Below are 22,148 nucleotides of genomic sequence, written 5' to 3'. Positions count from 1 at the left end.
CCGGTATGAGCTGTTTAGAATGAGTTGCTACATAGCTTGTACCGCTTTTGACGAGAAAGTAACTGGGGGTAACGTAGCAGGGTTTTGATGCGACTGCTTTGGGGTAAAACCGTATTGATTTTTGTAGGCTTTAATAAAATGTGACACACTCTCATAGCCAATTTCCAGGCTTACTTCCGATACATTCTGGGTCGTGTTTCGGAGGAGGAAGTGCGCATGTTCAAGGCGTTTTCGGCGAATCCATTGGCCCGGCGAAGTGCCAAAATGCGCTTCGAAGTCGCGTTTGAACGCCGAGAGACTGCGGCCCGATAGCCTGGCCAGTTCGTTCATCGACAGGGGTTTGAGCAGATAGGTGCCCATCAGGTAGTCCAGATCTGTTTTCTGGCCCTGATAGATGTGCCACAGAATGGATTGTAATTGGATTTTCGTATCTAGTTCCAACAGATGCAGCAGTAATTCCTGCGATTTAAGCCGCAGAAATTCGTTCAGAAAAGGAGTTTTTGACCCAAAATACGGCAACAACGAGTCAATAAACGTGGTGAAGGCGGGGGAGGAGGAGTAGGCCAGAATCAGGTCGGCAGGTACACTGACCGAAGTTCCCGTAAATAGAGCCAGATGCTGACTGACAAACTCTTTCAGAAGCCGCTCGTTTACAAAAAAAACCAGACTTCGGTAGCTGTTGTCGATGGATTCGTTCATGGAGTAGCACCCCCGCTGAAAAAACAGAATGTCGCCTTTTCGTACGTGCAACTCCTGCGTGGGTGAGCTGAATTTCTTTTCGCCTTCCAGCACGACAATTACAGCGGGTTCCTCAAAAAATACTTCGTTCCGTTCGGGATAGACATCGCTCCGATACGCCACAAAGGTCATTTCTGATCCGTCGGGGCGCTGGATGTTGAGGGACTGAAATTGATTGGGTAGTATGGATGAAGGAACACGAAGCATAGGCAAGGGACTACACTAAAAACTGAAACAGATCGGGCTGGTCGTTGAGGTATTCGTATACAATATTTTGGGCCTCCATCCGCTGGATAAGCGGTTCGAAATCCTCGCGATGTTTCAATTCGATACCTACTACGGCCGGGCCGGTTTCCCGGTTGGTTTTCTTGGTGTATTCAAACCGAGTGATATCATCCTCGGGGCCAAGTACGTTGAGGAAGTCGCGGAAGGCACCCGAACGCTGGGGAAACCGAATGATGAAGTAATGTTTCAGGCCTTCGTATAATAATGACCGTTCTTTTATCTCTTCGGTACGTGTGATGTCGTTGTTGCCACCACTGACCAGACAAACTACGTTCTTGCCCCGAATCTCGTCTTTAATCATGTCCAGTGCGGCAATCGTCAGGGCACCAGCGGGTTCGGCAACAATGGCATCTTCATCATACAGTTTCAGAATGGTCGTACACACTTTCCCTTCTGGAATCAGCAGAACGCGGTCCAGATTTTTGCGACAGACTTCAAAGGTTATGTCGCCAGGGCGTTTAACGGCGGCACCATCCACAAATTTGTCGATCTTGTCGAGGGCGATCACATGCCCTTCTTCAATCGATACTTTCATAGAAGGCGACCCAAGTGGCTCTACGCCGATCAGCTTTGTTTTTGGACTTAGCTGCTTGAATACTGTCGACACGCCAGCTGCCAAACCGCCCCCACCGATAGCCATCAGCAGGTAATCAATCTTGACGTTGGAATCTTTGAAGATTTCGAGCCCAACGGTTCCCTGCCCTTCCATTACCAGCACATCGTCGAAGGGATGCACAAAGGTACTGTCGTGGGTTTTGACGAATTCCATAGCCGCATAGAACGCGTCATCGTAGGTGTCGCCTACTAAAACCACTTCGACGAACTCCTTGCCGAACAGTTTTACTTGCTTAACTTTCTGGTTGGGTGTAGTGGTTGGCATGAAGATGGTACCGCGAACCGCCATCTTACGGCATGCATAGGCGAGGCCCTGCGCATGGTTGCCTGCGCTGGCGCATACGACACCTTTGTCGAGCGCTTCGGCTGGCAAACTCGCCATCTTGTTATAGGCTCCACGTATTTTATAGGAACGAACAACCTGCAAATCCTCGCGTTTGAGATAGATGCTGGCACCGTACCGATCGGAGAGGTTAATATTTTCCTGCAAAGGTGTATGTACCGCTACACCTTGTAGCCGTTTGGCCGCCAGGTAGATATTGTCAAGATCGGGAGTCAGACCATCAGTGATGGTCATTAAATGGTCATTCTGGCTCATTTGTTGATGAAAAGATGTTTCTCAGTCGATGTCCGGCATACTAACCTGATAAGCTATTTCAGGCTCGCCTGCCTTCTGTTCAGAGGAAATGTGTTTTGGCCAAGTGTTCGGTTCGAATAAAATGATTGAGCTTTATGCCCAGCATGTTTATTTCTTTCTCGACGTGAAGATATGCCTCTACTGTGATTAGACCACATCGTTTAGCTTTGTCGATTCATGTTCTGGTTGTAAGTACGGAGAATTGTGCGCTGAACAGTATCGGCAGGTTTTAGTCGAAGCGATGTGATTTAATACGCTCCTCAAAGATAATGCTGAACGAATTGATTCCCTCACTCCAATTGTAACTAGGCATTTCCCAACAGGCTGCCGTCGGGGTTGACCAAAACAACTTATGTTCTGTTTTTCAGGCTTTGCTATTGATTAAGAGCTTATTAGGTCGTTTTGAAGGCATTCGCCAGCTCTTTCAATAGGTTTACCAGGTGAACCGAGTTTTGGCTGGTAAACAGCTATATCTTCCTCTAACGTAGACGCTAAGAAGTGCTCTAGCCAACTCGCCAAGCATAGGTAACGGACCTGTCTTGCGATACTTTCTAGTTCAGCTTGTTTAGCCAATCCAGAATACTATCGGCGACTTCCTGCCATCCTTCTTCTCCACAAATAAAATGGCTCCGACCAGCGAACTCCTTGATGTCCACGATGCTATTGGCATCCTGATAGCTCAACGCAATTTTCCGGGTAAGCGTTGGCAGGAAAATGGTATCTTTTTCGCCTGCAATGAATAGCAAAGGACGGTGTGGCTTTTTAAGATTCACGCTTGAAAAGCTTTTCAATACCGTATCCCGACCGATTTTCCGACTTTCGGGAACGGCAATGGCCTCATAGGCTTTGGCCGCTTCTGGTTCGGACAACGTATTGAAAAAGGCCCGGTTGTACCAGTCACGCGTACCCAGATAAGGTGAATTACCCTTAAAGAAGTTAATGGCAGGCCATACGATTTTAATCGTGGAGAAAGGGGGCATTATATTTTTTGGCGGTGCACCATCGATGCTAACCCCCGCGTAAGCTTTGTCCATCTCAACCAACTTCTGCACCACCAGACCAGCCATCGAATGGCCAATCACAATTGGTTTTTCGGGCAGCGTGTCAATCAGTTTTACGATGTTCATGACTACATCTTCAAAACCCGTTTTGGTTAAATCGGGATGGATGTGCGTTCGCAGATCGGTGGGATTTCCCTCGTGTCCAGGATTGGCGGGCGTATAGACGGTATAGCCTTTTGCTTCAAAATAGGCTTTCCAGTCCTGCCAACTGGAGTTGTTCACAAACATGCCGTGAATGAGAACAATGGTTTTGGGCTTTTTCATTTTCGTGTTCGTTTTAATTACGACACAAAGGTTTAGGGAAAAGCCCGCAATAATTTTAACCCTGGTTAAAATCGAAACAATAGAACGCGGATTGTTATGATCGCTATGATTTACACAGATCTTAATAAATCATATAAATCATAATAATCCACGTTCTATTCATTTAGAGATGTTTTTCGAAATACACGACATCGGCTTCCGGGTTGTAGTTATACGGGGCTATTTCCGTGAAACCATACCGTACGTACAGCTTCAATGCAGGTGTCAACCGTCGTAAGCTGTCCAGCTTCATCCATTCATAGCCCAGATTTTGGGCAGTTGCCAGGGCAGTGTCCATCAATGAATCGGCCCAGCCCTGCCCCCGGTAGCCCGGTTGGATATACATCCGTTTCAGCTCACAGGTTTTCTCGTCCAGTTGCCGGAGCGCAGCACAGCCAACCCACCTATTGGCATCTCCCAGAAGCCATAGCTCGCCTTTGGGTGGACCATACATAGATGGAAGGATTTGCAGCTCTTTATCGAAGTTCTGAAACTGAAGATCAATGCCTAGTCCTAATGCGTATTCTTTAAAAAGCTCAATAGCAGCCAGGTACTGCTCTGGGGTTCGGGCAACGGTAATCTGCATATGAATGGATAATAAGTCGTTTCTGATATAGATAGAACACAGATTTTTATGATTAAAGCAAAGGTAGTGCAATTCGAAATTGGGCTAATTCTTTGGAGGAGACCTTACCAGATACGACTCCGTGAAAAGTTGATAGGATTGTTCAGTTTGACGATACGATTGCTCAACTCCTAATAGAATAATTCTCTCAAACTTTGTAACAAATCCTATTTATAACTTTTCTGCAGATTATGGAAGTACAAGAAGCGCCCAGCAAAATCTTACCCCGGCCCGTGTTTAAAACACAATACGAAAACTATATTGGTGGCAAATGGGTAGCCCCTGTTGATGGTGAATATTTTAATAATACGTCTCCTGTTGACGACAGCCTGATTGCCCGTGTTCCGCGTTCAAAAGCAGCCGATATTGACCTGGCCCTCGATGCAGCCCACAAAGCGTTCCCGTCGTGGGCCCGCACATCGGCCACCGAGCGTAGTAACATAATGCTGAAAATTGCCGATAAGATCGAACAGAATCTGGAGTTCCTGGCCCGCGTCGAAACCGTTGAAAACGGCAAAGCAGTTCGCGAAACCATGGCGGCCGACCTTCCGTTATGCGTCGATCACTTCCGGTATTTCGCGGGGGTGATCCGTGCCGAGGAAGGCTCCGTGGCCGAACTGGATGCCGATACGGTTTCGATGATCATCAAAGAACCTATCGGTGTAGTCGGTCAGATTATCCCCTGGAATTTTCCTTTACTGATGGCGACCTGGAAACTAGCTCCGGCGCTGGCGGCTGGCTGTTGCGTGGTGATGAAACCCGCCGAGCAAACGCCAACGTCTATTCTGGTATTAATGGAGCTGATCGAAGGGCTGATTCCACCGGGCGTTGTCAACATCGTCAACGGGTTCGGCCCGGAAGCAGGTAAGCCTCTGGCGCAAAGCAAGCGGGTAGCGAAAGTTGCTTTCACAGGAGAAACCACTACCGGCCGTCTGATTATGCAGTATGCTTCGGAAAACCTGATCCCGGTCACGATGGAACTGGGTGGCAAATCGCCCAACATCTTTATGGATTCGGTGGCCGACGCCGATGACGAGTTCCTGGACAAGTGTATTGAAGGGGCAGTGATGTTTGCTCTGAATCAAGGCGAAGTATGTACCTGTCCCTCACGGATGCTGGTTCACGAAAGAGTGTATGACCGATTTATTGAGCGGGTTATTCAGCGGACCGAAGCCATCAAACTCGGTCACCCGCTTGATCCTGAAACCATGATGGGTGCCCAGGCCAGCAACGATCAGTTTGAGAAAATCCTGTCGTATATCGATATCGGCAAGCAGGAAGGGGCTGAAGTACTTACGGGTGGTGGTCCTGCCGGGCTAGTCGGCAATGGGCTGGAATCGGGCTATTACATCAAGCCAACTATCTTCAAGGGAAACAACAAGATGCGCATTTTCCAGGAAGAAATCTTTGGCCCTGTGGTATCGGTAACGACCTTCAAAGATGCGAATGAAGCACTCTCGATTGCCAACGATACGCTGTACGGACTGGGAGCCGGTTTCTGGTCGCGGGATGCGCATGAGTTGTACCAGATTCCCCGTCAGATTCAGGCAGGCCGCGTGTGGGTCAACTGTTACCACCAATATCCAGCTCACGCACCGTTCGGCGGGTATAAGAAGTCGGGCTTTGGCCGCGAGAATCACCACATGATGCTCAACCACTACCGCCAGACCAAAAACCTGCTGATCTCGTACAGCAAAAATAAATTAGGGTTCTTTTAAGTAAGGAGTAAAGGAGGAAGGAAGGAAAGGGAGAAGGGAGATTCGTCATTTCCTTTCCTCCCTTTTCCTTTTATCTCGGATCCCCAATTCGGACTGGCCGTTTGTTTTGTGTGAGCACATAGGGTACGCAGATGTCGGCCGGGCAGCCGCAGGTTGTTCTCAACAGAATTACCTGCACATCCGTGTAACAACCCGACGCATTGTAGACGCGGACGGTATAGACCTGATCAGAAGCCGGATTTACCAGTGTATTTACAATAACGCCATTGGCCGGAATCACCTGGGGGGCACCTGACAAGGAGGCAGCCGCATTGAACGTTGCGCCCAGCGAGTATTGATACGTTAGTCCAGACTGAAACCCACTCAGCACAAGCTGTCCGTTGTTTTGGGCGACATTACCGATGCAACTGGCTGGCACGGCCGTTGCGACAAACGTAGGTAGCGAGTCTTCGACCACAATGAATGGACAGCAACTGAAATTCGGACACTGGCCTGAGCCTCCTCCGGCATCTATAGCCAAGCTATAACTACCCCGTCCGGTTACTTCCAGCGTATCGGTTGTCGCATTCGGAATAGCCTGGCCGTCTTTATACCACTGATATGATGTATGCCCTGCGGGTGCCGTCAGGACGAACGCGTAATCGTCTCCGACGCACATATGCACCGGGATAGACGTACAAATTCGGGCTGTATCACCGGGAATACTGGCCGTATTGTATAAAATACCCGTACTATCAGCTTTGGCCTGGAACGTCAGACTGAGGCTTTCACCCGGACTAAGGGCAGCTATTGTCCAGGTGCTGATCGGCGTTCCCTGCGTAAAGGTCGTTCCGGCTGGTGCCGATGCCGAATTGGGTAGATAGGTAAGCCCAACGGTAGCCGAATCGCGTACAGTTATATTCGTGGTTGGTAAGCTGCCTGTATTGGTCAATACCAGCGTATACATAAGGATTTCACCAAGCTCAGCCTTCGACTTATCCACCCGTTTTTCCAGATCGAGCAAAGCACAGGTCGTTGGAGCCGTGTAGGTACTACTGGCGGGCGAACAATCGGTACTCGAATAACTGGCCGTAATCGTGTGCGATCCGCTGCCCGTTGTCAAGCCACTTAGCGAATAGGCAACCGATGTTGTTCCGGCAGGTACGGCAATTGTTGTACTGACCGCGCCATCCGTTACCGTAAGCGTTCCGGTCGAAACGTTTGAGAAGCTAACTGTACCCGACACCGTGTACCGATTTGTTGTTCCATCACAGGACGATGGCGTTCCGGTTAAAGCCAGAGCGCAGGTCGCATAGGCCGCATCGAACGAAAAGTTATTTTGCCCAGCCTGCCCCAGCACGAACGCAATGATACCCGCCGAATTAGGGTCTGAATCAATGTTATCCGCATTGGGGCCGGTAGCCAGGTTTTGTCGGCTGCTGAGCATAACCATGCTGAAACTGGCCGGGAACGCTAATGAATAAGACCCTCCAGCCGTCAGTCCGGTCAAACTGTACACAAATCCGGGAGAGGGCGTTCCGGCAGCACTGGAAAAATAATACTCGCCGGCCGAATTGGTCGTAACACTGACCGGCGACGAAAGCCCAGTACCGCGTAAAGTCACTTCGACCCCAGCCAGGGGTGGTTCGCCGGGGTCCTGTATTCCGTTGTCGTTTTTATCGTACCAGACCCGGTTGCCAATTTCGATGGGCGCGGGCTGGCAGGCTAGTTCCAGATCACCCAACCCGTTGGCCTTCCCATAGCCAAAAGCATCTTCTTCATATAGAATGATGCCTGCTGCCGGATTTGGGTCGATCCCTGTTGGATTGCCGTCTTTAGCACCCGTTGCGTTGATCAATCGTTTGATGCCGCCTGTATTAAAAATTTCGGTAGGGTCTATGGCGGTCATAGCTACTTTAGCACTTCCTCCCAGTTGCGCCATACTCCCCTGCGAACTCAGGCCATGGTTGGCGCCATTCTGTACCCGGTCTCCCCAATAATACTTACCTGTTCCCGGTCCGGCCGTAGTCGTTTGGGTAGCCGATGTCGACGTTATGTCGCCACATAAACTCCCATCATTTTCTAGGGTCCACATGACATTCGTCGGGCTGCATTTGCGGGCACGCAGGATTTCGCCGGGGGCAATTCCACTGATCAGATCTGTATTGCTACCAGGCTTGTAATTTTTATAGCCCGTCTGGTCGCCAAAACGGTCCCGAAGGCCAATCAGCATATCGCCCGTTGTGGATTCAAATTCAATATCCGTCAGCCAGGCTTGCGGAAAGCTTACAACGCCTTCATTTCGATCAGCCTGATAAATTGAGGTCCAGGGTCGCCAGAATTCACTTCGGGCCGGATTTGTTGGCGAATTAGGAAGCACATCGGCCCCGGAAGCACCTTTCTGGTAGGTTAACGGAAACGACAATACGGTTGTAAATGAAGCTGGAACTGCCGGATCAAGCGCATACACTGTAGCACTTAGGCCGTCGGTAGGTCCATAGGGAACAGTTGTCGTACCCAGATCTTCGCGCGTACAAACCACTCCTACATAAATCTTCCCCCGGTAAAACTTGACGGCAAATGGTCGATAGCTCCCTTCTGTTGCCGTACTGCTTGTTGTACAGCCCGGATTCGGAATTGGCACACCCGTGGCAGCTTTCGTCGTTACGTCAATCGAATACAACGTTCGGTTTTTCAGGTTGACTACGTAGAGTGTTTTATCATCATCCGAAAGATCAATCCCACCCAGGCTGGTTTTTCCGACCGCATCGAAGGCAATGCTGTCATGGCTGGCCAGACTGGCCGTTGTCGTTGGCAAATCGTTGCCATGCGTTTCGGTAGTAGAGGATACGGCCGTGCCGCCAACAGTCGCGAAGTTGAAAAATTCGGTTGTATTCCCGCTGGTAGCCGACGTGGGCGAAGTTACATAAATCGCATTTGGGCCATTGGCCGAGAAACCCACATGTCGTTTGGTAAACGAAGATGAATAAAGCTGTCCGGTCGACTTATTGTAAGCAACTCCCCAGGTAGACCCCACTTCACCGATTGTCGCCAAATAGCTCACTACCTTATTATTATCCTCAACCGTGTAGGGTGTTCCCACCAAAGCTACTCGCTGCGTAATGGATGGGTTCCCTGCGCTGGGATCAGCCGCAATAAAACAGGTTGTTATGAGCAGGGGTGAAACCGATTGGCAATATTCGGCGGGATAATTTACGCCCAGATTTACGTTCGTTGCTCCTCCATTCACAAACTGGACCGACGTAGCGCTATTCCCCCCTCTGGATGCTTCGTAATCGCCCGACTGCAGATTCGTAAACTCAACCCGATAAGCCCCTGAATTCCCCACGGCCAGCGTATATGAGCCTAAAATAGCCGTTGCTGTACTACTAACTGTCGTTGCGATGGTTGCGCCCGATGCATCATAAGCGGTCACCGTTACGCCCCCGACCCCCGGTTCTCCATAGGTATAGGAAGCTGGATCAGTAATGGCTTCATATAGGCCATTGCTATTAAAATCCCGGAATACTGTACCCGTAATAGTCTGTCCAAATGCTGGCAACGTAATTGTTGCCAATATGACGAAAAGAAAAACATAGAAATGGATAGGTTTTATCGTAAAGTGGAGCATAGACGAAATACTTTAGGCATCAGTACATAATATAGGGAAATAGATAGCTTAATTAAATACTCTTTAATAAATATAGATTACAAATAGTAACCATTTGGGCACTCATATTCCAGCCAGAATTATGCCAAATGAATGATCGTCCTTATTACTATTTATTTATAGGAGAATTAAATTAAAGCGATTGTAATGCGGGTGGAAACCCGCGCTAATCAGTTTGAATCGCGGGTTTCCACCCGCATTACCTTAATGAGGTATAATACCAGGAAATTGAAAGCCAGCAGGAAGAGCTGCTTTTCGGCTGGGATGTTAAAAACACTTAAATGCCCTCACTCTTTACAACGCCAGCAGACTTAAACGTATCCCTTGTGGCAGATAAACTTCATTGATTATGAAACGGTATTTAGTTCTACTCTGCCTGATGCTGCCTTTCCTTGGCAATGCCCAATCTCTGACAAGTAACAAACAGCAGGATATCTTCGGTAAAGGACATTTCGACGTCGGGGTCCGTGTTGGGCAGGGCTACCGGGGAACCTATCCAACCACAACCTTTACATCGCCCCGTGTTCAGTATTTTATTACCAATGGCTGGTCGCTGGCTGTTGAAGGCCGTTATCTATCTAGTAACATCTACCCTCAAACCGTCGACAAGCCCGATTATAGGTTATGGAGTGGGGGGGTATCAACCCGTTACTACTTTCTGCGAGGGAAACGGCTGGCGACGTTTGTTCATCTGGGCACATACCACGGCCAGAGTACACTACGGATGAAGTCCGACGCACCAGCTACCGAGTCTCGTACCTGGCAAACCGAAGTAGGGCTGGGCGCTCATTACCGGGTAGCGAAGCGGTGGTCTGTTGAAGCGATGGCTGGTCGAAGCTGGTTGAAAAGTACGCCTACTAATTCTTATTTTCTTTTAACCCCCGACGAATTCAACCGATGGCAGGTGAGTATTGGCATTAATTACCACCTTCACTAATCCAGGAGCGAGCCGATCAGTGAAGGTGGGGGGACCTTCTTAGAACGAAGAACTCTATCGTCCGAAATAGAGCTGGAAGCCAAAATTCAGGGAAAAGAACTTTGTGTCGATGGGAGGAAAACTCTGTTGATTAGCTGGAATGTTATCCAGAAAACCTGTTTCAACATGCTGAATTGTGTAGTTCAGTTCAGCATTCAGGCCAATATTCCGACTAATAAAGTAGGCCACGCCAGCGTGCGGAGCGATAGCTGTGGAGTAGCCCGTTGCTTTCGATTCGCCATTCAGAAACGATCGATAGTAATTAACGGTACGATTATAACCATAAGCAGCTCCCAGGTAGGGTTTCAAAGGCCCTTTGCCAAAATAGTAATTAATAAACGGTGACAGGCCGTAACTTAACTGGTAGCTCTTAAAATCGGGCGACTTAAGGTAGCTGGTCGAATAGCTAACGGGTATCCCCGTTCCGATCAGCAGATTGGTAGCTACAAAATGACCCAGCGTTGGCATGATAGTTCCCGAAAAGCTCTTTTGCGCGTACTGGCCCTCATTCTGATACCTAAAATTACCAATCTGGCTACCGATCTGCCAGCGCCCTTTGTCTGTTTGCGCCCATGTGAGCGAACAGCAGGCAAGAAGAAATAGGCTCGTAAAAAGGTATGTTTTCATAACAAAACATGTTTTTTATACAATATGACACTAAATGATGTATTTTGGTTGTAATTATCTCGTATACAGTATTGTAAATATTTGTAATTCCATAAAAAAGTATACTGTCATTTAGCCGTTTAGCGTATCTTAAATTTTTAAACGCACTTCATTATGAAAAACGCATTCCTAACTCCGAGCCGATTGAAGGCACTTTTGCTACAGGCAATGATCATGTTAGGTCTATCAAGTTGCAAAGAGGCCGAAGTATTTCGTCCCTTAGCGTATTACGATCTAATTGGTAGCTGGACTACCAACGGTTTCGTGTTTGAATCAGGCGGTCCTTTACCCAAAGCAGACCAACTGGCCTGGTTTACGTATATGGAAGCCTCCTCATTCACCTTCCAATCGGATAGCACGTATCGTAAACGCTCAAAAGATTCATTCGTGAATTCAACGACAGTTCTGGTGAAGTTAGAAAGGGGGACGTTTAGCGTTTCCAATGGTATTCTCAAGCTATCAACTCGCGATACAATTACCGGAACAACCCGAAATACCTATTATCGATGTGATTTCACCCGGAAGCAGATCGGTAATTCCGAAATTCGGACGGTTTCGATGCATTCCACCAGAGATCTGCTGCTAAAATCACTAGCTGAACAAAATCAGACAACCGCAATGATTCAGCAGAACTTCCCTTACTTGCTCGACCGTAACCTGTTTACAATCAGCCAGGAACTTACCCGATAATTCGTCAGGAGCCAACCTATCAACAGCGGTAGCCGCTTTAATAACTATCCCATTTCGGCCAGTCGGCCCTCACTAACCAGGGGTAAGCTCACGACGAACCAACCGGGCGATTCTTCAATCAGCAAGCTTCCTTCGTTGAGGAGTTCGTAGCGTGTTGCCAGATTACTCAGTCCTGCCCCGGCCGTTTCGACCCGAAGGTTTTTGCGCTGGAGGGTATTGGCAACGTGCAGGCGCTGATCGAGGGTTGTGTATATGCGTATATGCAGAGGATTATCGGGTAAGATGACATTGTACCGCACAGCATTTTCAATCAGTACCTGCAGGGCTAACGGTGGAATCAGGCCATGCTTTTCTGCCAGATCGTCTGACAAGTCCAGTACCAACCCATCCTGATAACGCGTTTGGAGCAGATGGAAATAAGATCGGATAAACGCAATTTCGTCACTCAATGGAACCAGTTGATGCTCGCTGGCCTGCAACAGATACCGAAAAACGGCCGTCAGCTCGCCAAGAAACGTATCAGCCTGTACCGGATCATCACCAATCAGCGACGATAATGAATTTAAACTATTGAACAGAAAATGCGGATTAACCTGATGTTGTAACGACGCCAACTGGCTTTGCAACGACACTTTTTCCAGCGTACTGGTTTGTACCGTTTCGCGCTGCCATTGCTGCAAAATGTACCAGCCTTCGTAGATAGCGAAATAAATGAAGTGGTAAAAAATCTGAATCCCAATATTACGGCTCAGTTCAATGGCGGTGGTATAATAATCGAATGTACCTTCGATCAGGAACCGCAGGAAATGGCGCAATAGCCAGGCAAAACCAACCAGAACCGGCAGTACGGCTAGTAACCACAACAAGCGCTGACGGGTATTGTCCAGGCCAGGATAACGATGCTGAATGGTTAAAACCACCCATCGGGCAAGTTGCCAGCAGACAACACCAGCCGTTATGCCAATGACCACATTGATCAGCAACGTCCGCCACGTACTGGTCGCATACAGATCAAATCGAAAAAACAGACTCACGAAGGCATAAAGCCCCACCGGACCAAACCATCGAAGCCAACGATCATTCAAGGATTTCATAGCGTTGCTTCGGGTTCCGATTGAGTTACTACCAAAGGGAGCGCTATTACGAACAGGCCATTATCCTCCTGTATGGAAATTGCGCGCTGGCCCAGCAACCGATATTTAGCCGCTATGTGCGACAGCCCTACTTTATTCGACAATACGGCGGTCGTTTTCCGTTGCAGGTTATTCTGCACAATCAGCGTATTGCCCTGCGTTTGAATCCTAATAGCCAGCGGATGAGCGGGCAAAATAACGTTGTGCTTAACCGCATTTTCTACCAGCAGTTGCAGAGTCAGCGGAGGCAGACGATGCTCCAGTACATCATTATCAACTGCTATGGTTAGCTCAACGCCAGCCCCGTAGCGCGTTTTTAACAACTGAAAATACGACCGGATAAACTGCAGTTCCCGGTTTAGGGAAGTCAGTTCCTGATCGTTCGCCCGTAGCAGATACCGATATACGCTACTCAACTCATCCACAAAGGCTTCGGCCTGACGCGGGCTCTCGTAAATCAGCATCGACAGCGAATTAAGGCTATTGAACAAAAAGTGCGGATTGATCTGACTCTTCAGCGTATCGAGCTGATGCCGCAGTTTCGCTTTCTTTAGTCGTTCGTTATGCTCGTAGGCCTGCTGCCATTCGCGTAATACATAGCTTCCTTCGTAAATAATGAAGTAAACAAAATGATAAAAGATCTGAATACCAACTGAATAGGTATAGTTCGACAGCGTTTGGGTGAGGTATTGCAGATTGTTGAACGCCATGTGGGCAAGCTGCCGAATCAGCCAGGCAAAATTGACCAGCACAGGCAGCAAAACCGCCATCCAGATTAGCCTGCGACGGGTGTTATCCAGGCCAGGGTACCTTTTCTGCAAGCGCATTACGACCCACCTTGCCACATGCCAGCAGACATAACCGGCTGATAGAGCGATCAGGTCCGAACGAACCAACGTATCTGTCGATCGCTCAAGATACCAGTCGAGCCGAAAGAACAGAGTGCCCACCAGAAACAGGGCGAATGGGCCAAAGATTCGTAATTTCTTGTCAGTAAAGACGTTCACAGACAGCGTTGACGTATGCTAGATAGTATGTTATCAATGGAAAGAGCCCTATAGGTCATCAAGCGTTGCAAGTTGACTCCCTAAACATTGGTCGAATTCAACCGCTCCTGAGCTATAGCCAATACAGTTTGTTGAAATTAAACGCCTTTCGGTAGATAGCCAAGAAAAAAGGTAGATTTAGAGTTAGTTGACGGATGAACGGTACGTCATCATCCGTAATAGCCTCACTTGCCCAAGCTGAAACCCCCTCACTTGAACTTAAGTAATATCCAATTGTATCCTACATCGTTTATAGGTTATTCAGAGGCCGTGTACGAGAGGTTTGTTACTCAAATCGTCTATCCAATACGTTATTTCTATAAATTCGAGGGTCGTAAGAGCCGGACCCCATGAAAATTCTGCTAATTGAGGATGAAGTCAAAACGGTTCAGAGTATTAGACAGGGACTCGAAGAGCACCAGTGGGAAGTTGATGTAGCCTACGACGGTATCCTGGGCTTTCAACTGGCGACCCGGTCGCCCTATGCGCTTATCATTTCCGATATTATCCTGCCCGGCATGAATGGTCTGGAGCTTTGCCGAAAGTTGCGGGAAGCTAACGTGGCTACCCCAATACTGATGCTGACCGCGCTGGGAACAACCGACGATAAGATTGTTGGCCTCGACGCAGGAGCCGATGATTATCTGGTTAAACCGTTTGTATTTGGGGAACTCATGGCGCGGGTTCGGGCACTTACCCGTCGATCGCATCATACCATTCAACCCAGCAATGTATTGAAAATTGCTGATCTGGAGTTGAATACCGATACCAAAACGGTAACGCGGGCGGGCCGTGAGATTTCCCTGACAGCCAAAGAGTTTCAGTTACTCGAATATTTCCTGCGCCATCAGGGACGGGTGATTTCTAAGGTCGAACTGGCCGAGCGGCTCTGGGATCTGACGTTCGATACGGGTACCAACGTCATTGAAGTATACATAAATTTTCTCCGCAAAAAGATCGATAAGGACTTCAATCCCAAATTATTGCACACGCAGATTGGTATGGGATATGTAGTAAAGCTCGTGTCGTGATGACCAATATTCGCACCCGACTTACGGTTCAATTTGCGCTACTGGTAACGGTGATTCTGCTGTTGTTTTCGCTCGGGGTTTATTTCTTCAGCAAACTCTACCTCGAAAAACGCTTTTTCAAACGGCTTCAGGACCGGGCCATCACGACCACTACGCTCCTGTTCGACTTACAGCAAACCGATAGTACGGTACTGCGCGTGATTGATGCGGGCAATAAAGAGCCACTGCTCAACGAAAATATTTCGATCTATAACGCCAAAACCAAACAGGTACTTTTTTCCAACAATCCGGCCAACACCCGATTTCACGAGCAGTTCATTCCGCAACTCGACTCGACTGCCCAAACGCTCTATATGCGCCAGCACGAATATCAGGTGGTAGCCATTCATCTGGCCAAAACCAACAGCAGCGACTGGGTGATTGTCAGTGGTATTGATCAGACGGGGCACGAAGCGCTCGACGATCTGAAAAAGATTCTGATTGTGATGGTTCTGGCGGCTCTCCTGCTCCTGGGTATTTCGGGCTGGTTTTTTGCCGACCGGGCGCTGGCTCCCATGTCGGGCATTGTGCAGCAGGTGAATACGATTTTTCCAGCTGATGTATCGAAACGGGTGGAACACCCTAACCGCTCCGACGAAATAGGGGTGTTGGTAGCCACCTTCAATCAGTTACTCGACCGCGTTGAGCAAGCCATCAACAAGCAGAAGATGTTCATCGCCAATGTGTCGCACGAATTGAAAAACCCACTCACCAAAATCAATTCGCAAATTGACGTCGCTTTAATCCAGAAACGAAACCCCGACGCGTACGAACGCACGCTGCAATCATTACAGGAGGATACCCGCCATCTGGCCCAACTGACCAACACCTTACTGGACTTAGCCAATACCTCCATGCGGGCCGATACCCTGGCCGTTGAACCCGTTCGTATGGATGAGCTGCTCTGGGAATCAAAAACGCAGTTGCAGAGCTGGCATGAGAACTACCAGATTCAGCTTACTTTTTCTGATTTCCCGGATGAGGAAGAAGCGCTGATAACACAGGGGAACAGGGCTGCGCTTAAAGTACTGCTGATGAATCTGCTGGATAACGCCTGCAAGTTTTCGCCCGGCAAAACGGCCCAGGTAACCTTTCAAGCAAAGGCTAACACAATCATCATCACCGTATTTAACGAAGGCCCTCAAATACCGGAGGCCGATCTGCCTTACATTTTCCAACCCTTCTTTCGCAGTAATGCCACGGCTCCATCGAGCAAAGGGCACGGGGTCGGTCTGGCCGTTGTGGCCCAGGTTGTCGAGATTCATAAGGGCTCCATTTCTGTTAAATCGACCCAGGAGGGCACTACGTTTACCCTCACACTCCCCAGTAGTGCATCATTTTAAGGTAATTTTAAACTCAGATTAAGTCCTGATTAAGTTCGGCATCGTTGCTTTGTAGCTCCCTATCTCTGAGGGCGAGGGAGCTACAAAGCAACGATGTACCTATGGAAATCCAAACAGCGAATCATAAACAGGGCGTTCTGAACATGACCATCGGGGCACTGGTGGGCGTAATGGCGCTGCTGGCCTATTTATTTGTGGGCTCCCGCAACGAAACGCTGGAGGTTCAGAAACTGCTAACAGCTAAAGTGGAGCAATTTGCCTCTACCCAACAAAAGCTCGATTCCATTTCGTCGGTGCTGGACAATAAGATCATCGAAGTCCGCAAGTTAGGCGGTAGCGTGAGCGAACTGGAACGGATTAAGCGGCAACTGGAAAGCGATAAGAAAAAACTGAAGTACGACCTTTCGTTCTCCATTCAGCAATACAACCTGAAAATCAACGACTACAAAGCTTTTCTGGCCCAGAATGACGTTAACCTCCGCCAGTTAAAAACCGAAAATGGTTCTTTGCTCAATCGGGCGCGAGTACTTGAAGAAGAAAAGCAAACGATTCTCACCGAAAATGAAGGGTTAAAGCACGAAAAAGCCGCCCTGACCCAAACGGTTGACGATTACTCCCTCCAGAACGCCGAATTAAAAAACAAAGTATCGCTGGCGTCGGCCATGAAAGCGGTCAACGTAGAAGTAGCCGCCGTGGCAGCCAACGGTAAAGAGCGCCGGGGTGGTATGTACAAAGCGTCGCGTATCGACCGACTGAAAATCACCTTTATTATGCCGTCGAATCCCGTGGCTGTAAAGAACAACAAAGACATATATGCCCGTATTCTGGACGTCAACGGGGCCGTTGTTGGCGACAATGGTGGGGTTATATGGGCAGAGGGCCACGAAATCGGTTACAGCACCCGACAAACGGTACTGTTTGAAAACAGCGACCAGCAGGTCGACATTCTGTTTCGGCGAGACGCTCCTTATAAACCAGGCCCTTATACGGTGGAGTTATATGCCGAAGGCTTCCGCATTGGCAGTGGCCGTTTCGACGTCAAATAATTGGCCTGTTCAGAGGCTCTTATAGCTAACTCAACGGTTAATCTATGGCAACTTTTCACAACCTGATACGATCTCTTTTGACTAGTATACAACCTTACTTGAAAACGCTGGGCAAGCTGGCAACGTATTTAGTGCATACATACCGCCAGTTTCCGATTGCTTATACAGCACTCGGTTATTTGTTTTTCAGCATGGCCTTTTGCTATTACCCAGTCATCAATCATTGGCTGGGTGGCTTTATCATGATGAGCCTGCCACTTGCTATTCTGGGTGGTTTTATAGCCTGCATCTATCTGTTCCGAAAGCACCAGACCGCCGTAGCCATGGCCGGTATGATCTGGGTGCTGTTCTCGTTTGTTGTGGTCAAGCGATTGCTGGGCACCGACAGTGGCGATACCGACATGAGCCACGCCCGCACTTTAAATGTACTGAGTTTCAACAGTGAAACATTTCAGAACGGTGTCGATCTATCATCCTTGAAGGCTGATATTGCCTGTTTTCAGGAATATTCGCCCAATAGCCAGATCGAGCGGCAATACACGGCAAAAATGGAGAAGCTTACCTGCTTCGATAAAGATCGGGAAATAGGACTAGCGTTGTTTTCGCAGTATCCGATCGTTAATCGGTACGGTCATATCTGGGATCGGTCGAACGGCCCCGACATCAATGGATTTCTGTGTGCCGATATTGCCTACGGTGCCGACACTATCCGGGTTGTCAACGTACATTTATGGTCGATGGGGGTACGAACCAATCAGGCGGTCGATGCGCTGAAATCGGGGCACCTCATTCAGTTTACCACATCACTGATTGATACCTTCCAGAAATTGAAAGAAGGCTTTGAACACCGAAATGAACAGTTTTTGGAAGTAGAATCGTACGTAGCAGGCAGCCGATACCCCGTTATTATTTGTGGCGATTTCAACGAAACACCTATCGGCTATTCGTACGGCAAGCTCCGGCAAAACTTCAAAAACGCGTTCGAAGAAGCCGGACAGGGGCTTGGCTTTACGCTGAACCGCCATCCATATTGTGTTCGAATTGATCAGCAGTTCGTCAGTAGCGACTGGGCGATCAAAACCTGTCAAACCTTATCGGGCATCTCGTTTTCTGACCATTTCCCTGTACTGGCGCAATATGTACTGAAGAAGTCCCTGCATACTCCCAACGAGTTACTGGCTCAACAGAAGTAAATACACCGAAAGACATTTGATTCCATCATGGGCCTACCTTAAAGCCCACACATTAGTCTTTCCGCAGCCGCTTGTAGACGCGGATGCCCATCATCAGGGCGATCATCAGACCGAAAATCCCCAACAAGCCCCACAGCATATTCAGGGCGTCTTTCAGCACGACCAGAAACACAATGGCGAAAAGAAACAGGGTCGATACTTCATTCCAGACGCGAAGCTGTGTGGATGTATACCGAAATTCGCCCCGCTGCTGCTGTCGGTAAAGGATATGACACAGTATGTGGTAGACGTACAGACCTGCCACCAGCACCAGTTTATAGATCAGCCAATCGGGCGTCGACCCATAGTTGTACCAGGTTGTGAGGCCCATAATCAGCGTGATAATTGCCGATGGCCAAGCGATAATAAACCAGAGCCGATTCTGCATCAGCAGCAGTTGCTTTTGCACAGCGCTACGGCCTGGCTCGTCCAGTTGCTCGGCTTCGGTGGCATAAATGAACAATCTGGGCATATAAAATAACCCAGCAAACCAGGTTACCACAAAAATGATATGAAGGGCTTTGCTATAAAAGAACGTCATGGCCAACTATTGTTGCGGCAAATATACATTAATGCGTTTTAGCGAGGTCACTGTCCATTTAGTACTCAGCGACCATAACCTAGCAAATTTTACCAGATTCAGGATCACATAATCGGCAGACAAACAGATAAAAGGCTTACACGTTTTATTGACGGTCATAAACTGTTAACGACTAAGTCCTATGGAACGGAAGCCTATTATCGATCGAATCGAACATGAAGTACAGGCACTACAGGGCGATGCGACTAAAGATGTTAGCTATTCCAGTGAGCGCACATTCGCCAGCGAAGCCGAAGCGCAGGTAGCCTTCAGGCTGGCAGTCAGTAAATTGCTAAACGTAAACGGATGGTCAGGACTGTCCAGCCTTACGGCCGATTTCCAGCTTTACGATACCAACGGCCAGCCCAAACCAAATGGCCATCCACAAGTCGGAGACTATATCCGGGTAGCGTTGCCAGGCCCTATGCCCGAAAACTGGGTACATGTCCGTGATTTTAGCAGCACTGAGAACCGAGTAGAGTTTACCGTAAACCCCAGCCACGACCCGCACGAATCGACAGGGCAGATCGAACATTTTTTCCATAAGGAAGCCCAGAGTACGTTCCGGGTTGAGCTAACGGGCAAAACGATTACAGCGTCAGAAATTGGCCGCCAGGAAGGCATCAATAATCAGCAGCCCGAAGCAGGCAATCGCGCAGCTATCAATACAGTTATTGCTGAAACAGGCTGGTTGTTTTATCAGAAATTCCAGTGGAAGCAATTGACAGACTATCTGGTAGGGCTCTGAGCGTATTCGAGTTCAGCTCCCCGAACCGTAGCCTTACTTCCTGACCTGTTTTACCTGAACGTATTGTCCTTTTGTCGTTCTGCCGGGTTAATTCCTAAAAAGCGAATACGTCATGAAAAACATGCAGGATTTAATGGAGCACACCATCCAGGATTTGTACTCCGCCGAAAACCAGATTCTTGAAGCACTGCCTCAACTGATCAGCAAGGCACAAAGTAGTCAGCTACGTCAGGCGTTCGAACAGCACCAGCGTCAAACCGAAAAACACGTTCAGCGCCTTGAGCAGGTGGCCAAACAGTTGGACATTGATCCCGACGGCGAAACCTGTATGGCCATGCAGGGACTCATTGAAGAAGCGCAGGATTTGCTGGACCAACTGGATGGTGACGAGATCACCGATGCGGCCCTTATCGGCGCTGCCCAGAAAGTGGAGCATTACGAAATTGCCTCTTATGGCACCGCCCGGACGCTGGCACAACAGGCAGGTCAGGGCCAGATAGCCGATTTGCTGCAACAAACGCTGGATGAGGAAAAACAAACCGACGAAAAGCTAACGGAAATAGCAACGACGAAGGCCAATCAAAAAGCGGTTAAGGCGTAGTAACTCGTTAGGCGTTTATAGCTGAACCCGTTTAGACGCTGTTTGAGTTAGGCAGAGCGGCCAGTTAGTGAGGGCAGATTCTCAAATCTGCCCTCACTAACTGGCCGCTCTAATTACCTATTTTCGGGATTCGGCGGGCATCATAAACTGGATAGGTAGCAAACTGGTCGATTCAGAATACAGCGTAACAAAAAAAGATCAATTCACTCGATTCGGCTGATTCAACTTCGGGCTTTTCATCGAATAGCTTTTTGATTTATTGAGCACTAAATTCCGACTACCTTTGGTGTTCATTACCACAGAACAGCCATGCAAAACCTGAAAATCGCGACGGCCCAATTCGAGAATGCCAGTGGCGACAAAGCGTACAATTTACAGGTTATCAGCAACCTGTCGGCAAAGGCGGCTCAGCAGAGCGCTCAGGTCATTGCCTTCCACGAATGTTCAATCACCGGCTACACTTTCGCCCGACACCTATCGCGCGAACAGATGCTGGATTTAGCCGAGTACATTCCCGATGGAGAGAGTATTGAGGCACTTATTCAGATTGCGAAGGCGAACGATATCGTTATTCTGGCGGGTCTGTTCGAAAAAGATCAGCAGGATCAGCTATTTAAAGCCTACGTCTGTGTCGATAAGAATGGCCTGGTTGCCAAATACCGAAAGTTGCATCCGTTTATCAACCCCCATCTTCTGCCCGGCGATTCGTACGTTGTCTTTGATTTGCTCGGTTGGAAATGTGGTATTCTGATCTGTTACGATAACAACATTGTCGAAAATGTACGCGCGACGGCTTTGCTTGGAGCCGACATTATTTTCATGCCCCATGTAACGATGCTGACTCCCTCTACCCGACCGGGTGCGGGTTTTGCCGACCCGGCTCTCTGGGCAAACCGGGCCAACGACCCAACCTCGCTCCGGCTGGAATTCGACGGTATGAAAGGGCGGGCCTGGCTCATGAAGTGGCTTCCCGCACGGGCATACGACAATGGCATTTATGTGGTCTTCTCCAACCCCATCGGTATGGACGACGATCAGCTAAAAAATGGTTGTTCAATGATTATCGACCCTTTTGGCGACGTTATTGCCGAATGCCGGGAGTTAGGCAACGATGTTGTGGTAGCCAACTGTACACCCGAAAAATTACAGCAGGCAGGCGGCTATCGCTACCGAAAAGCCCGTCGTCCTGATTTGTATAAAGATGTTCTGGGGCAGGAGCACACACCCGAACAAAAAGTAGTCTGGCTAAACCCTGATACAAACTAAGTATGAATCAAATGCCCGGCCAAGATTGTATTGGGATTGAGGTATAATCAAGATGCCCTATTCCTACCAATAAAAAGTGGCTTAACCCAAATCTGAGTTAAGCCACTTTTTAGAAAACAA

The 22,148-nt window shown here is 48.6% G+C and carries 19 protein-coding genes; 10 read left to right on the top strand and 9 right to left on the bottom strand.

Annotation, left to right across the window (positions count from 1 at the left end; genetic code table 11):
• Positions 1-27: 27 nt before the first annotated feature.
• The 4 genes from BGO59_RS08350 to BGO59_RS08335 all read right to left on the bottom strand — a co-directional run bounded on the left by BGO59_RS08350 (position 28) and on the right by BGO59_RS08335 (position 4,225).
• Positions 28-945, bottom strand: a complete 918-nt coding sequence (locus tag BGO59_RS08350) for a helix-turn-helix transcriptional regulator (protein WP_293683103.1) — start codon at positions 943-945, stop codon at positions 28-30.
• A 10-nt stretch (positions 946-955) separates the two neighbouring features.
• A complete protein-coding gene (gene ilvA / locus BGO59_RS08345; RefSeq protein WP_293683102.1) occupies positions 956-2,236 on the bottom strand; it encodes a threonine ammonia-lyase in 1,281 nt (426 codons plus the stop codon).
• Between the two features lie 590 nt (positions 2,237-2,826).
• Positions 2,827-3,600 (bottom strand): alpha/beta hydrolase, encoded by a 774-nt coding sequence (locus BGO59_RS08340; protein ID WP_293683101.1) that lies wholly within the window; start codon positions 3,598-3,600, stop codon positions 2,827-2,829.
• Positions 3,601-3,763: 163 nt separating this feature from the next.
• The gene (locus tag BGO59_RS08335; protein ID WP_293683100.1) at positions 3,764-4,225 is read right to left on the bottom strand and encodes a GNAT family N-acetyltransferase; all 462 of its coding nucleotides are present in this window, start codon (positions 4,223-4,225) and stop codon (positions 3,764-3,766) included.
• 230 nt (positions 4,226-4,455) lie between these two features.
• Between BGO59_RS08335 and BGO59_RS08330 the strand changes: the two genes are divergently transcribed.
• The gene (locus BGO59_RS08330; protein WP_293683099.1) at positions 4,456-5,982 is read left to right on the top strand and encodes an aldehyde dehydrogenase family protein; all 1,527 of its coding nucleotides are present in this window, start codon (positions 4,456-4,458) and stop codon (positions 5,980-5,982) included.
• Positions 5,983-6,052: 70 nt separating this feature from the next.
• Here BGO59_RS08330 and BGO59_RS08325 read toward each other — a convergent pair whose 3' ends face one another.
• Positions 6,053-9,592, bottom strand: a complete 3,540-nt coding sequence (locus tag BGO59_RS08325) for an SdrD B-like domain-containing protein (protein WP_293683098.1) — start codon at positions 9,590-9,592, stop codon at positions 6,053-6,055.
• A 388-nt stretch (positions 9,593-9,980) separates the two neighbouring features.
• Here BGO59_RS08325 and BGO59_RS08320 point away from each other — a divergent pair, with 388 nt between their 5' ends.
• Complete coding sequence (locus BGO59_RS08320; protein WP_293683097.1) at positions 9,981-10,568, top strand: outer membrane beta-barrel protein; 588 nt, start codon at positions 9,981-9,983, stop codon at positions 10,566-10,568.
• Between the two features lie 54 nt (positions 10,569-10,622).
• On the opposite strand, the gene BGO59_RS08315 is transcribed toward BGO59_RS08320, so the two are convergent.
• Positions 10,623-11,234: an outer membrane beta-barrel protein gene (locus BGO59_RS08315; RefSeq protein ID WP_293683096.1), complete on the bottom strand. Its 612-nt coding sequence runs from the start codon at positions 11,232-11,234 to the stop codon at positions 10,623-10,625.
• A 153-nt stretch (positions 11,235-11,387) separates the two neighbouring features.
• On the opposite strand from BGO59_RS08315, the gene BGO59_RS08310 reads away from it, so the two are divergent.
• On the top strand, positions 11,388-11,963 hold the full coding sequence (locus tag BGO59_RS08310; protein ID WP_293683095.1) for a hypothetical protein: 576 nt from the start codon (positions 11,388-11,390) through the stop codon (positions 11,961-11,963).
• 44 nt (positions 11,964-12,007) lie between these two features.
• Here BGO59_RS08310 and BGO59_RS08305 read toward each other — a convergent pair whose 3' ends face one another.
• Both BGO59_RS08305 and BGO59_RS08300 read right to left on the bottom strand, forming a co-directional pair.
• Positions 12,008-13,057: a sensor histidine kinase gene (locus BGO59_RS08305; RefSeq protein WP_293683094.1), complete on the bottom strand. Its 1,050-nt coding sequence runs from the start codon at positions 13,055-13,057 to the stop codon at positions 12,008-12,010.
• On the bottom strand, positions 13,054-14,103 hold the full coding sequence (locus BGO59_RS08300; RefSeq protein WP_293683092.1) for a sensor histidine kinase: 1,050 nt from the start codon (positions 14,101-14,103) through the stop codon (positions 13,054-13,056). The genes BGO59_RS08305 and BGO59_RS08300 overlap by 4 nt, the downstream gene beginning before the upstream one ends.
• 389 nt (positions 14,104-14,492) lie before the next feature.
• Between BGO59_RS08300 and BGO59_RS08295 the strand changes: the two genes are divergently transcribed.
• The 4 genes from BGO59_RS08295 (at position 14,493) to BGO59_RS08280 (ending at position 18,794) form a co-directional block, all read left to right on the top strand.
• Positions 14,493-15,173 (top strand): response regulator transcription factor, encoded by a 681-nt coding sequence (locus tag BGO59_RS08295; protein WP_293683090.1) that lies wholly within the window; start codon positions 14,493-14,495, stop codon positions 15,171-15,173.
• A complete protein-coding gene (locus tag BGO59_RS08290) occupies positions 15,173-16,555 on the top strand; it encodes a HAMP domain-containing sensor histidine kinase (RefSeq protein ID WP_293683088.1) in 1,383 nt (460 codons plus the stop codon). Before BGO59_RS08295 ends, BGO59_RS08290 begins: the two co-directional genes overlap by 1 nt.
• A 101-nt stretch (positions 16,556-16,656) precedes the next feature.
• Positions 16,657-17,601: a hypothetical protein gene (locus BGO59_RS08285; protein ID WP_293683086.1), complete on the top strand. Its 945-nt coding sequence runs from the start codon at positions 16,657-16,659 to the stop codon at positions 17,599-17,601.
• A 44-nt stretch (positions 17,602-17,645) separates the two neighbouring features.
• On the top strand, positions 17,646-18,794 hold the full coding sequence (locus tag BGO59_RS08280) for an endonuclease/exonuclease/phosphatase family protein (RefSeq protein WP_293683084.1): 1,149 nt from the start codon (positions 17,646-17,648) through the stop codon (positions 18,792-18,794).
• A 52-nt stretch (positions 18,795-18,846) separates the two neighbouring features.
• Here BGO59_RS08280 and BGO59_RS08275 read toward each other — a convergent pair whose 3' ends face one another.
• Positions 18,847-19,374 carry a CopD family protein gene (locus BGO59_RS08275; RefSeq protein ID WP_293683082.1) on the bottom strand — a complete coding sequence of 176 codons (528 nt, stop codon included), beginning with the start codon at positions 19,372-19,374 and terminating at the stop codon, positions 18,847-18,849.
• A gap of 181 nt (positions 19,375-19,555) precedes the next feature.
• Here BGO59_RS08275 and BGO59_RS08270 point away from each other — a divergent pair, with 181 nt between their 5' ends.
• From BGO59_RS08270 to BGO59_RS08260, 3 genes are all read left to right on the top strand, one after another.
• Entirely contained in the window at positions 19,556-20,161 is a 606-nt protein-coding gene (locus BGO59_RS08270; protein WP_293683080.1) for a hypothetical protein, read from the top strand.
• 112 nt (positions 20,162-20,273) lie between these two features.
• Positions 20,274-20,762 carry a ferritin-like domain-containing protein gene (locus BGO59_RS08265; RefSeq protein ID WP_293683078.1) on the top strand — a complete coding sequence of 163 codons (489 nt, stop codon included), beginning with the start codon at positions 20,274-20,276 and terminating at the stop codon, positions 20,760-20,762.
• A gap of 309 nt (positions 20,763-21,071) precedes the next feature.
• Complete coding sequence (locus tag BGO59_RS08260) at positions 21,072-22,028, top strand: nitrilase family protein (protein WP_293683076.1); 957 nt, start codon at positions 21,072-21,074, stop codon at positions 22,026-22,028.
• Positions 22,029-22,148: the final 120 nt, after the last annotated feature.

This window comes from Spirosoma sp. 48-14 (assembly GCF_001898575.1).
GTDB lineage: Bacteria > Bacteroidota > Bacteroidia > Cytophagales > Spirosomataceae > Spirosoma.
Note: the sequence above shows the minus strand (reverse complement) of the source record. Positions and strands in the feature narration are given on the sequence as shown.